The organism is Nonomuraea sp. NPDC004580, assembly GCF_040609855.1.
Lineage (GTDB): Bacteria > Actinomycetota > Actinomycetes > Streptosporangiales > Streptosporangiaceae > Nonomuraea > Nonomuraea salmonea.
In genome coordinates, this window is record NZ_JBEXLH010000035.1 from 1 (window position 1) to 12,558 (window position 12,558).

The following is a 12,558-nucleotide window of genomic DNA, read 5'->3' on the forward strand; positions in this document are numbered from 1 at the left end:
ACCGCCGCCTGTGTCGCCTCCAGCGCCTCACGCAGCAGCTCGGCCTCGTCGTTCAGCCGGGACAGGCGGGCGGTCAGCGTGGCGTCGCCGCCGCGCGCCGCGTCGAGCCGCGCGGTGAGCCGTCCCGCGTCGCCGCTCAGCTCCTCATGCCGGGTACGCGCGGCCGCGAGGCGCGCCGCCACCCGGCGTCCCTGCTCCTCCAGCTCGCCACGCTCGCGCCCGAGCCGCGCGGCCTCCTCCGCCAGCCGAGGCTCCCCGTCCGCCGACTCCTGAAGCCTGCGCAACTCACGCTCAGCCGCCGCCAGCACCACCTCAGCCTCAAGCTCCACGCCGAGCCGCGCCACCTGCTCCCGCCCGGCCATGGCGTCGTCGGGATCCAGCCGCGCCGATACGCCCTCTCCCTGCGCTCGCTCAGGCTCGGGATCCAGGTCGAGCTGAGCGCGTACGCGTGCCCGCTCGGCCTGCCGCTGTGCCCGGTGGGCTCGGTTGGCGGCGAGGGCCTCGGCGATCTCACGCGCCCGGTCGCGGACGCGTTCGCGGTCGTCCTCGACCCGTTCGAGCGCGGAGGCCAAGGCCGGCTCGCGGTCGGCGACCGCCTGGATGCGGGCCAGCTCCTGCTCGGCCTGCTCCACGTGCTCCTCCGCGGTCGCCACGTCCAGACCTTCGGTGGCGGCGGACACGTCGGCGTGGCGGGACTCCAGGGAGGCCAGGGTACGTTCGGCGGCCTCGCGTTCGCTCAGGGCGGCGTCATGGGCGGCCTCGGCCTCGCGCTCGTCGTCGGCCGAAGGGGCACTGGGCGCGGGCGCGGCCGGTTGGGGGTGGTGCTCGGAGCCGCAGACCGCGCACGGCTGCCCGTCGGCGAGGTCGCGCGCCAGCTCGGCCGCCATGCCGTCGATGCGGGCCTGGCGCAGGTCGAGCCAGCGTTCGCGGGCGGCCTGGGCCTGGTCGACGAGCACCTGGTGCGCGGCCCTCGCCGCTTCGAGCTCGCCGGCGAGCGTCTCGCGGCGGTGGGTCGCCTCCAGCGCGGCCCTGGCCGACTCCAGCGCGGCCGTCTGGGCGGGGATGGCGGCGGCCTGGGCGCGTACGTCGGCCAGCGCGGCCTCTGTCTCGGCGAGCCGGGCGGGCAGCTCGGCCTCGGCGGCGGCCACCTCGGCCTCCCGCTGCGCCAGCCCGTCCAGCTCCATCGCCAGGGCGGCCAGCTCGCCGTCGATCTCGATGAGGTGCGCGGCCGCGTCGCGTGCGGCCTTGGCCGCCGAAATCCTGGCCGCGTCCGTACGCGCGACCGCCAGGCCCGCCTCGGCCCGCTCGATGAGGGCCGGCAGCTCGGCCAGCCGCGCGGTCACGCGTTCGTCGGCGCGCAGCAGCTCGGCCAGCTCGTCCTCGACCCGCAGCAGGTCGCGCCTGACCACGGAGAGCCGGGCCTCCTCGGTGAGCAGCTCCTGCAGCCGCGCGATCTCGTCCTGCCGCGCCCTCTCCAGCGCCGCGAGCTCCCCGACGTTCGGCCCACCCTCCTCGATCCGCCGCTGATCGCCATACCGCCCGTCGGGAGCCCCGTCCAAGGCGGAGGGGTCGGAGGAGGACAGGAGGGGGCGGGCGCGGGCGAGGGCGTCGGCGGCCAGGGTGCGGGCCTTGGTGGCGGCCTCCATGCGCTGGCGGGCGGCCGTGATCAGGGGGACGACGCGGTCGGCTCTGGCGGCGTCGTCGAGGATGGCTTGGAGGTCGGCGCGCTCGTCGGCCCGCTCGTCGAGGGTGCGGCGCAGGGTGAGCGCCTCGGCGTAGCGGCGCTGGCGCTCGGCCAGGGCGGCGGCCTGCTCGAAGCGGGTGCGCGCGGCGCGTACGGCGACGCCTGCCGCGGCGTGCTCCTCCTCGGCCCGCGTCACGACGGCCCGCGCGGCGTCGAGCAGCGCGCCCGCCCACGGCAACGGCTCCTCCTCCGGCGACGGCGCCTCCCCGGCGGCTGAGGCCACGGGCTCGGTGGGCTCAGGGTCCGGGGTGAGGGAGTGCAGGAGGGTGGGGCCGGCGGCTTCCTCCAGGCGTTTGACGGCGAAGTCGACCTCCTGGCGGAGGTCCTGGGCTTCGCGCCAGGACTGTTTGCGGTGTTCCGCCAGCCACGACTCGGCCGAGGTGAAGATCTTGACGGTGAAGAGGCGTTCGAGGAGTTTGGCGCGTTCGTCGCCGGCGGCGCGCAGGAAGCGGGCGAAGTCGCCCTGCGGCAGCATGGCCACCTGGCAGAACTGGTCGGCGTTCATGCCGAGCAGCTGCCCGACGAGGTCGCCGGCCTCGTCGAGGCGGGTGGTGAGGCCGTGCCAGCCGGCGCCCTGCCACTCCGACAGCACGACCTTGGACTTCTCCTCGGTGACGCCCGTGCCGCGCAGCTTGGGCCGCTGCCAGGCGGGTGAGCGCTGGATGCGCAGTAAACGGCCCCGGAGGGTCACCTCAAGGGTCACCGAAGGGCCGGTGCCGGGCGGGGCGTGGTCGCAGCGCAGGCTGCGGGCGCTGTTGCGCTGGCCGGGCACCTGACCGTAGAGGGCGAAGCAGAGCGCGTCGAGGACGGTGGTCTTGCCCGCCCCGGTGGGCCCGTGGACGAGGAAGAGCCCGGCCTCGGCCAATGCGTCGAAGTCGACGGTCTCGGTGCCGGGGAAGGAGCCGAACGCCGTCAGCGTGAGCCGGTGCGGCCGCATCTACGCCATCGTCTCCTTCGCCCTGGACGCCTCGATGGCCTGTCTTAGCAGGTCTTCCTCCTCGGGTGCGGCAGGCTCGCCGCGGACCTCCTTGACGAAGTCGAGCGCGACCTCCGCCTCGGGCCGCCCGCTGAGGCGTACGGGCTGCGCCGCGGGGACGGCGCCCACGGGCTCGAAGGACAGCGCGAGGGTGTGGGGGAAGCGGGCACGCAGGCGGTCCATCGCGGACTTGGGGCGCACGGGGTCGGTGAGGATGATCTGCAGCCAGTGGTCCTCGTAGGGGGCGTGGCGGGGGTGGGTGAGCAGGTCGTCGATCTCGCCGCGCAGCCGCCCGACGGGACGGGGCACGGGAGCGGGCACGAACTCCACCTCCTCCCCCAGCGTCACCAGCCAGGAGCCCTTGACGTGGCCGGCCTCGGAGAAGGAGTAGGCCAGCGGCGAGCCCGAGTAGCGCACGGTCTCGGACATGCGCTGCCGCCCGTGCAGGTGGCCGAGCGCGACGTAGTCGGCGCCGTCGAACGCCGCCAGCGGCACGTGGGCGACCCCGCCGACGCTGATGTCGCGCTCGCTGTCGCTGGCCTGCCCGCCGGTCACGAAGCAGTGGGACAGCACCACCGATGCGCGGTGGCGGGCGGCGCCGGCCCTGATGCGGGTCATGGCGTGGGTGATGGCGGCGGTGTGGCTGCGGTCGGGCAGCTCCCACTGGGCGCGGACCAGCTCGGGCTCGATGTAGGGGATGCCGTAGAAGGCGACGTCGTCGACCAGGACGGGCTCCCACGACTGGTCGGGCGAGGTGCGCACGTGGACGCCCGCCGCCTCGAACAGCGCGGAGCCGAACCGCAGCCGCAGCGCCGAGTCGTGGTTGCCGCTGATCAGCACCACCCGGGCCCCGGCGGCGCGCAGCCGGGCGAGCGCCTCGTCGAGCAGGGCGACGGCGTCGACGGGCGGCAGCGCTCGGTCGTAGACGTCGCCGGCCACCGCCACGACGTCGACCCGCTCGGCCCGCACGGTCTCGACCAGGTGATCGACGAACGCGGCCTGCCCGGCGAGCAGGCTCTCGCGGTGGAAGGAGCGCCCGAGGTGCCAGTCGGAGGTGTGCAGGATCCGCATGTCGCAGGAAGCTAACAGCTCTCACTGACAAATGCGGCCTCTCCCGTCCCACGCGCCGGGAGTAGGCTGAAAGATCAGCGGGCAAACCAACGCACATGGGGAGGCCGATGCGCACTGGCCGTGGCACCTTGAGCGTCGCCGCCGGTCTGGTGCTGGTGGCTCTCGCGACGGTCGGGTACGTGCTGCCGCCCGCATTCGACCCGCCGCCGCTCAAGGTCGATCCAGCTTTCCAGGCGATCCCGCCTCAGCCCGTCGAGGAGCTGAGGCCGGTGATCGCCGCCGGCGCGATCCGCGAGGAGAAGATCTCCATCCCGGCGGAGGCCCAGCGGCTCCAGGGCACGCTGCGGGTGCCGCTCACGCCTGGGCGGCACCCGGCGATGGTGTTCGTGTCCGGGTCGGGCAACGGCTCGCGTGAGGAGTTCACGCCGCAGGCGGAGTTCCTGGCGAAGGCGGGCGTGGTGACGATCGCGTTCGACAAGCGCACGATCGGCTACGACTTCCGCCGCCGCGACTTCGGCCTGCTGGCGGACGACGCGCTGCGCATGGTCGAGTACCTGCGGACGCGGCCCGAGGTCGATCCCGCGCGGGTGGGCGTGTGGGGCGTGTCCGAGGGCGGCTGGGTGGTGCCGATCGCGGCGGCCAAGAGCACGTCGGTCGGGTTCATCGTGCTGGTGTCGTCCCCCAACGTCTCCCCGCTGCGCCAGGTCGCCTGGGCGCTGAACGAGCAGCTGCTGCGGCTGCGGGCCCCCGCCGGCGTACGCGACCTGCTGACCAGGGCGATGGGCGGGGTCGGGTTCGACTTCCTGCGCTACGACGCGATTCCCGCATTAAGCCAGGTCAAGCAGCCGGTCCTGGCGTTCTACGGCACCACAGACCCCTCGATCCCCTTCGTCGAGTCCACCAAGGCGCTCATCACGGCGCTCGGCAAGGCGGGCAACGACGACTACACGATCCGGTTCATGGCCAAGGGCGATCACGCCATGCGGGTCAACGGCGGCGACTTCACCAGCGGCTACCTGGAGACCCTGGCCAACTGGATCAAGGGCCTGCCGCGCACGGCGAAGCCGGCGGTGCACATGGCGGGCGCGACGCCGGTGCAGCGGTTCGAGGCGAGCGACGTGCCGGCCGCCCCCTGGTACGCGGGCGGCACGATGCTCGGCCTGACGATCTGCCTGGCCGCCGTCGGCTACGTGGCGGGCCCGGTGGCGGCCATGGTGGTCCGCCTGCGGCACCGCCACCAGACCCCGGTCGAGACCAACGCCCGCCTGTGGCCGCCGATCAGGCGGCGCCTGACCCGGATGGCGTGGACCGGGCTCGGGCTGCTGGCCTCGGTGGTCGCGTTCATCACGCTGCTGGTGCTGTTCTCGGTCAACCAGGCGGGCGCCTGGCCGGCCGTGCTGGCCGGCTGGCTGGTGGTGCGGCTGCTGGCCGTGCTCATGCTGATCCAGGAGGTCACGGCGGTGGCGGCGTACGTGTCGGCGCTGCGCGAGGGGCTGCAGCCGACCCGCTGGCAGTACGTGTCCGTGGCCGGCGTGCTGGGCGGCACAGGGCTGCTGCTCGTGGCCGCCGCCTACTACGGGCTGTTCTCCTTCCCCTGGTGAATGAAGGCGGCCATCCAGCGGTCGATCTCGGCGAAGACCTGCTTGCGTACGGGCTCGGCGGACAGCACGAGGTCGTGGACGCCGTCCTGGATGCGCACGCAGGTCACGTGCGGCCCGACCGAGGTGGACCAGCGGGCGATGTGGCAGGGGTCGAGCACGATGTCGGCCGAGCGGGCCTCGGGGACGAAGTCGCGTACGCGCAGGCCGTTGCTTGAGGCGAGCACGAGCACCGGCACGTCCACGGAGAGCCCGCCGTGCAGCCGCCGCTGGGCGCGCCGGATGGCGGCCAGCCACATGGCGTGCACGGAGAAGCCGCCGAGCGGCTTGAGCTCCAGGTCGTAGTCCCATTCGCCGTGCTCGCTGCGGTGCAGGGTGCGGCCGTAGACGTTGCTGGAGGGCAGCGGCAGCACCCACCGCGTGTACGACAGCGGCGTCTTGAGCAGGTCGGCGGCCAGCCGCAGGTGGGTGGGCACGTTGAGGTCGAAGAACGGGCTGTTGAGCACGAGCCCCTGCACCAGGCCCCGCCCGCGGACCCGGTCGGCCCACAGGGACGCGACGAGCCCGCCGGTGGAGTGGGCGTTGATGGTCAGCTCGTCGTGGTCGCGCCTGATGACGCGGACGGCCTCGTCGATCTCGGGGAAGTATTCGGTGACGCTCCTGACCAGGCCCCTGGTCTGGTGCGGCAACAGGGATCGGCCGTATTTGCGCAGGTCGAGCGCGTAGAAGTCGATGCCGCGCTGGACGTAGTGGTCGGCCAGGTGGTCCTGGAAGAAGTAGTCGGTGAAGCCGTGGAGGTAGAGCACCGCCCTGCGGGAGGCGGGCTCGGCCTTCCTGGACACCAGCGTCGCGACGACCTCGCCCTCGAAGTCGTCGGGCATGGGCAGCACGGTGATCTCGTACATGCTAGACACGATAGGGATCGTCGGGCCAGGAGGGCACACCGGAGGGCAGGTCGGTGCTCACCCGCATCGGGAAGTCCGGCTGCCGCTTGTCGAGGAAGGCGGTGACGCCCTCGACCGTGTCGGGCGCGCCGCCGAGCTCCGTCATGAGGCGGGAGTCGGCGGCGTGCGCCTCCCAGGGCGAGGCGGCCGACAGGCCCGACCACATGAGGCGGCGGATGGCGGCGACCGAGACGGCCGCGGTGTTGTCGGCGATCTCCCTGGCCAGCGCGTACGCGGCGGGCAGCAGCTCGTCCGCTGGATGGACGCGCGAGACCAGCCGCCCTTCGAGCGCCTCGGAGGCGGGGAAGACGCGGCCGGTGGCGGCCCACTCCATGGCCTGGGCGATGCCGACGATCCTGGGCAGGAACCAGCTCGACGCCGCCTCGGTGACGATGCCGCGCCGCGCGAACACGAACCCGAACCTGGCGTCCTCCGAGGCGAGCCGGACGTCCATGGGCAGCGTCATCGTGACGCCGACGCCGACGGCCGGGCCGTTGATCGCGCCGATGACGGGCTTGAGCGAGCGGGCGATGCGCAGCGCGACCGTGCCGCCGCCGTCGCGCGGCACGCCGTCCACGGTCTCGCCCCACTCCTTGCCCTTGAACGTGCCTGCGCCGCCGCCCAGGTCGGCCCCGGCGCAGAACGCCCGGCCGGCCCCGGTGACCACCACCGCGCGGACGTCGTCATCGGCGTCGGCCAGGTCGAAAGCCTCGATCAACTCTCCGCGCATCGTAAAGGTGAAGGCGTTCAGCCGGTCGGGACGCTTCAATGTCACGGTGGCGATGCGATCGGTCACCCCGTACTCGATCTCTGAGAAGCCCATGCCTAGAATCTTATTCGGTCGCTGAAATTCATCCCCAGATAACGTCATATTTCGTATACGGAGCATAGGCTGCCGCCTCGATGAAGCCCGGGGACGACCGCGCCGCGCGGTCGACCACCGGGTTCGAGGGCTTCGCGCCTATGGTGGAACACGCGGGGAAACGGGGAAGGCGTGGAGCAGGCGAAGGAACCAGGGAGCGCCGCGGCGGTCCTCGGGTGGCTCGTGCTGGCGGCACTCGCGCCCGGGGCCGCTCATCTGCGCGCCGGCCGGCGCAGGACCGGCCTCGTCCTCATCTCCTGCTACGCCGCCATGCTGCTGGCCGTGCTCGCGGTCGTGCTGACCAGCGATCTCGGCACGCTGCTCGGCTCGGCCACCCAGAACTCGTGGATCACCGCCGTCATGATCGGCACGGGACTGCTGGGCGCGGCCTGGTTCACGCTGATCGTGCACTCGTTCGTGGTGCTGCGGCCCGGGCGGCTCGGCCCGGCGGGGCAGGCGCTCACCGGCACGCTGGCCGGGCTGCTCGCCATCGTGGTCGTGGTGCCGTTCGGGTACGCCGCCCACTCCGCGAACACCTACCGGCAGGCGCTCGGCCACATCTTCCAGCCCCCCGAGCTCGCCGATCAGCCGCCGGCCCCCGAACCCGAGCCAGAGGACCCGTGGGCCGGGCGCGAGCGGGTCAACATCCTGCTGCTGGGCGGCGACGCCGACGACAACAGGACCGGTGTGCGTACCGACAGCATGCACCTGGCCAGCATCGACGTGCGGAGCGGCAACACCGTGCTGTTCAGTCTGCCGCGCAACCTCGAGGACGTGCGCTTCCGTCCCGGCACGCCGATGGCCCGCCGCTTTCCCGGCGGCTTCGACCTGCCGAAGGACGCCGGCGGCGGCAGCAGCGACCTGCTCAACAGCGTGTGGGAGTACGCCGACGCCCACCCCGAGTTGTTCGGCGGCAAGCAGCACCAGGGGCCCAAGGTGCTGATGGACACCATCGGCTACACGCTCGGCCTCGACGTCGACTGGTACGCCCTGGTCAACATGTGGGGCTTCGCCCGCCTGATCGACGCGATCGGCGGCATCACGATCACCGTCGAGCAGGACGTCGTCTTCGGCAAGTACAACGAGGGCCTGGTCAAGGCCGGCACGCGCCGCCTCAAGGGCGCCGACGCCATGTGGTACGCCCGCTCGCGCACCTTCAGCGACGACTACACCCGCATGCGCCGCCAGCGCTGCGTGATCGGCGCGCTGCTCGACCAGGCCGACCCGGCGACGATTCTGACCAGGTTCAACCAGGTCGCGCGAGCCACCAAGAACCTGATCAGGACCGACGTTCCGCAGCCGATGCTGCAGCACCTCGTGCCGCTGGCGCTGAAGGTGAAGAACGCCGAGGTGACCAGCCTGCAGTTCGTGCCGCCGCTGATCAACACCGGCTACCCCGACTGGGACGAGATCCGCTCCCTGGCTCAGAAGGCGATCCGCGAGTCGTCCCGTCCCGAGGGGCCCGTCGCGGCCTCCGCCTCACCGTCGGCTTCACCGGCCCCAGCCTCACCGTCCACCTCCCCGTCCATCTCACCGTCCATCTCACCGTCCATCTCACCGTCCATCTCACCGTCCATCTCACCGTCGGCTTCGCCGTCGAAGACGCCCGCGCCGAAGAAGAAGTCGGCCAAGCAGGACGGGGACGACCCCGTGCAGGGCCTCACGCAGGGCTGCGGCCCCTCGGCCCGGAGCTGATCGGTAAAGAACCCGCCTCGGCTCTGTGGCGTATCCGCCGGGCGCGGCGGCCCTCATGATCTCCTGGGCGGTGTCGCCGTACCTCGGGAGGTCCGTCATGCACCGCCGCCTGCTCGCCCTGTCCGCGCTCGCGCTGATCGTCGCCGCCGGCACACCCACGAGCGGGCTCGTGGACCGGACGCACGGCGTCCGTGACGTGCTCATCGAGGCCGGGTCCCGCTTGTCCGGCATCGCCGACATCATCACCGGCGTGCACCTGGCCCGCTCGCTGCATTTCTGATCCCGGCCGGACCCCGGCCCGGCAGGGCGCGGTGCCGGAGCGAGCAGTGATGGGACGAGCGCGCAACCCCACGACCGCGCCATGACCGGCCGCTCCGCCCGGCGCCACAAGGTCAGGCGTGGAAGGACTCCTTGGTCATGCGGCGGAGGCGGTCCTCGTCGATCTCGTGGCCGAGCCCCGACTGTGTCAGCGGCACCGCGATGACGCCGCCGTTCGCGCCCACCACGGGCGTGACGATCTGGTTCTGGCGGGGCGGCTGCGTCACGTCGCACGGCAGCGTGCACCCCGGCAGGCTGGCCACCGCGACGGTGGCGGCCCTGGCCAGGCCGGCGCCCTGACCGCCGGTGCACTGGATGTCCCATCCGGCCGCGGCGGCGCGGTCGTGGGCGCGGCGGGCCTCCGACAGCGAAGGGAACGCGGCCGGCCGCAGCAGCAGCACGCGGGCCGCGCGCAGGGTGAGGTAGTCGTCGAGCTCGGCGGCCGAGGCGACCTCGACCGCCACGGACGCGGTCACCTGGTCCTGGAGCGAGGCGTGGGAGTGGACGTCGGTGGTGGCGAAGGGGCGTTCGATGACCTCGAGGCCGTAGGAGTCGAGGGCGACGAGCTGGTCGAGGTCGGTGTAGGCGTTGCCGCAGTCGACGGCCAGGGTCAGCGCCGGGTACGCCTGCCGCACCGCGCGTACGGGCTCGACGTCCCAGCCGGGCCGTACGTCGAGGGTGACATGTCCGTAACCGGCGCAGATCTGCTGGTTGACCCGGGTGACCAGGCCCTCGACCGACGAGTCGGGCGACAGCCGGACGGTCGCCATGAGGGAGGTGCGGGTGCCGCCGATCGCCTCGGCGAGCGGCACCCCGCGCATCTTGGTCCACAGGTCCCAGCAGGCCATGTCGACGGCGCTGTCGCCGCTCGGCAGGGTGTCGGGGTGTTCCCAGTCGACGCCGATGAGCAGCGCCGCCAGCGTCTCCTCCAGCCTCGACCAGGTCTTGGCCGGGGGTGCGGTCGCCTCGCCCCATCCGGTCATGCCCCCGTGGTCGGTGAGCTTGACGAGCAGGCTCTCCGACCTCCTGCCCAAGGGCAGGACAAGCCGGAAAACCTCAAGCTCCCGGACTCGCGGCATGCATCCCCCTCTTATGGCGCGGCTCCCTCCATAGTGCCCGGTGCGGAAGCGTGCACAAAACGCGGGGCCAGCACGAAGGCTCCGACGGCCAGCAGCGCGGTGAAGGCGAGGCCGATGAGGTAGCTCTCGCCGGCGGCGGTGAACAGGGCGCCGCTGATCGCGACCGCCACCACGGTGAACACCGACTCGCCGACGCCGACGGCCGCGCTGTTGCCGCCCTCCTCGCCCTCCTTGGACATCTCCAGCACCAGCACGGACACCGTCGGGTGCAGCGCGCCGATGCCGAGACCGGCGATGGCCATGGCGACGTACGCGACCGCGATCGGCATGGAGTCGAGCAGGACGAGCGTCACCAGCCCGATGCCGGTGGCGATCATCGCGGCGCCGCCCCTGATGGCGGCCATGTTGCCGACCATGCCGCGGCCCTTGATCCAGGAGCCGGTGGACCAGCCGAGCGCGCCGATCGTGAGCACGACGCCGGCGCCGGTGGCGGTCAGGCCGCGTTCGTTCATCAGCATGAGCGGGATGAACACCTCGGTGGCGGTCAGCGCGCCGAAGGCCAGGCCGCGCAGGACGGGCGCGGTGGGCAGGCCGCGGGCGGCCCGCATCGAGCCGGGCAGCAGCAGCTTGGGCAGGGACACGGCGAGCAGCACGATGCCCGCCGCGAGCAGGGGCAGGCCGGCCGTCTTGAGCGCGCCGCCATACTGCAGGAGTGCGGCGGCGACGGCGGTGAGCGTGGCCCAGACGAGCTTGCGTCCGAGGCCGGGCGCGGGTCCTGCGACGGGGTCGTCCTCACCGGTACGCCCCGCGGCGCCGCGCCACAGCAGCAGCGCCGCCGGGATCACGATCAGCGTCACCCCGAGGAAGATCCACCGCCAGTCGGTGTTCTCCACCACGAAACCGGCGATCGCCGGGCCGACCATCGAGGGCACCACCCAGGCCGCCGAGAACAGGGCGAACACGCGGGGATGCATCGCGGGCGGGTAGGCGCGGGCGACGAGCACGTACAGGGCCACCTGGATCAGCCCGGCGCCGAGCCCCTGCACGAACCGGCCGGCCACGAACACCTCCATGATCGGCGCGAACCCCGCGAGCAGCAGGCCCGCCACGAAGGTGGCCACGCCGACCGCGATGGGCGGCAGCGGCCCGCGTACGTCACTCCATCGCCCGCCCAGCACGGTCGCGATCACGCTGGCCGCCAGGGTGGCGCTGAAGGCCAGGTTGTACAGGGGCATGCCGTCGAGGTCGCGCGCCACCACGGGCATGGCGGTGGCCACCGCCATCGCCTCGAACGCCACCAGCGTCACGAGCGCGACCAGTCCGATGCTCAAGGCCCGGTAGGGGGCGGACAGCGCACCCGGAGGGGCCGCCGCGGTCTTCTCCACAATCGTCGTCATGTGCGAAAACGTACGGCGCGGCCCCTGCCCGGCACATCGGGCATCGGCCCTAGGCAATTGGGCCTAAGGCAGGCTCAGCCTTCGGGCATGCGGGCCTCGATGCCGTCGAGGATGAGGTCGAGCCCGTAGCGGAAGCGTTCCTCGCCCTCGGCGTCCACGAGGTCGTCGACGTGCTCGGTGACGTGGGGGAACTGCTCGGCCGGGAGCGCGCGGTAGTAGGCCGAGATCTGGTCGCTGAACGCGTTGAAGTAGTCTTCCCTGTTGTCGTAGCCGGCCGCGCGCATTCTGGCGTAGTGCAGCGACCCCTCGTAGGCGTCGCCGACGATGTAGAGCGAGAGCCGGTCGATGGCGATGGCCGCCTCCCTGGGCGGCATGCCGGCCTCGACGAGCAGCCCGTACACGAACTCGCCCGCGCGTACGGAGTTCTCGCCCGTGGGGATGGTGGCCAGCGCCGCCCTGGCGACGTCGCCGTGCGCGCCGAGCACGCGGTGCGCCTCCAGCGCGTACGCCCGCAACTGCTCCTTCCAGCGGCCCGGATCGCGTTCGGGGAGCACGATCTCGCCGAGCACCCGGTCGTAGAGCAGCTCCAGCAGCTCCTCCTTGTTGGCGACGTGGGCGTAGAGCGAGGCGGGGCCGGTGTCGAGCTCCTGCGCCACCCTTCTCATGCTGAGCGCGTCGAGCCCCTCGGCGTCGAGGATGCGCATCCCGGTCTCGACGATGAGGTCCTGGCTGAGCTGCCGTCTCGGCTGCACCGGCTTGCGCGTCTTGCGCCACGGCGGCGCCGGGACGCCGTCCGCTCCTTTGCGATCCACCATGGCGAACAGTGTACTTGACACGAACACCGTTCGCCACTAAAACGGTGTTCGTTGACGAA

Annotated in this window: 10 protein-coding genes; 3 read left to right on the top strand and 7 right to left on the bottom strand. The window is 72.5% G+C overall.

Annotation, left to right across the window (positions count from 1 at the left end; all coding sequences use genetic code 11):
- Positions 1-2,681, bottom strand: a 2,681-nt coding sequence (locus ABZW11_RS29455) for an AAA family ATPase (RefSeq protein WP_355423822.1), incomplete at its 3' end; no start/stop codon positions are given.
- Complete coding sequence (locus ABZW11_RS29460; RefSeq protein ID WP_355423825.1) at positions 2,682-3,791, bottom strand: exonuclease SbcCD subunit D; 1,110 nt, start codon at positions 3,789-3,791, stop codon at positions 2,682-2,684.
- A 107-nt stretch (positions 3,792-3,898) separates the two neighbouring features.
- Here ABZW11_RS29460 and ABZW11_RS29465 point away from each other — a divergent pair, with 107 nt between their 5' ends.
- Complete coding sequence (locus ABZW11_RS29465; RefSeq protein WP_355423828.1) at positions 3,899-5,392, top strand: prolyl oligopeptidase family serine peptidase; 1,494 nt, start codon at positions 3,899-3,901, stop codon at positions 5,390-5,392.
- On the opposite strand, the gene ABZW11_RS29470 is transcribed toward ABZW11_RS29465, so the two are convergent.
- Together ABZW11_RS29470 and ABZW11_RS29475 are read right to left on the bottom strand one after the other, a co-directional pair.
- Complete coding sequence (locus ABZW11_RS29470; protein WP_355423831.1) at positions 5,365-6,294, bottom strand: alpha/beta hydrolase; 930 nt, start codon at positions 6,292-6,294, stop codon at positions 5,365-5,367. The two genes, ABZW11_RS29465 and ABZW11_RS29470, sit on opposite strands and share 28 nt — an antisense overlap.
- A gap of 1 nt (position 6,295) precedes the next feature.
- Positions 6,296-7,156, bottom strand: a complete 861-nt coding sequence (locus tag ABZW11_RS29475; protein ID WP_355423834.1) for an enoyl-CoA hydratase-related protein — start codon at positions 7,154-7,156, stop codon at positions 6,296-6,298.
- A 171-nt stretch (positions 7,157-7,327) separates the two neighbouring features.
- Between ABZW11_RS29475 and ABZW11_RS29480 the strand changes: the two genes are divergently transcribed.
- The gene (locus ABZW11_RS29480) at positions 7,328-8,890 is read left to right on the top strand and encodes an LCP family protein (protein WP_355423837.1); all 1,563 of its coding nucleotides are present in this window, start codon (positions 7,328-7,330) and stop codon (positions 8,888-8,890) included.
- Between the two features lie 25 nt (positions 8,891-8,915).
- Positions 8,916-9,170, top strand: coding sequence for a hypothetical protein (locus tag ABZW11_RS29485; RefSeq protein ID WP_355423840.1), 255 nt, complete (start codon positions 8,916-8,918; stop codon positions 9,168-9,170).
- A gap of 112 nt (positions 9,171-9,282) precedes the next feature.
- Here the strand turns inward: ABZW11_RS29485 and ABZW11_RS29490 are convergent, their stop codons facing one another.
- From ABZW11_RS29490 to ABZW11_RS29500, 3 genes are all read right to left on the bottom strand, one after another.
- Positions 9,283-10,287, bottom strand: a complete 1,005-nt coding sequence (locus ABZW11_RS29490) for an enolase C-terminal domain-like protein (RefSeq protein ID WP_355423843.1) — start codon at positions 10,285-10,287, stop codon at positions 9,283-9,285.
- A gap of 11 nt (positions 10,288-10,298) precedes the next feature.
- Positions 10,299-11,684 carry an MFS transporter gene (locus ABZW11_RS29495; protein ID WP_355423845.1) on the bottom strand — a complete coding sequence of 462 codons (1,386 nt, stop codon included), beginning with the start codon at positions 11,682-11,684 and terminating at the stop codon, positions 10,299-10,301.
- A gap of 74 nt (positions 11,685-11,758) precedes the next feature.
- Positions 11,759-12,499 carry a TetR/AcrR family transcriptional regulator gene (locus ABZW11_RS29500; protein WP_355423847.1) on the bottom strand — a complete coding sequence of 247 codons (741 nt, stop codon included), beginning with the start codon at positions 12,497-12,499 and terminating at the stop codon, positions 11,759-11,761.
- Positions 12,500-12,558: the final 59 nt, after the last annotated feature.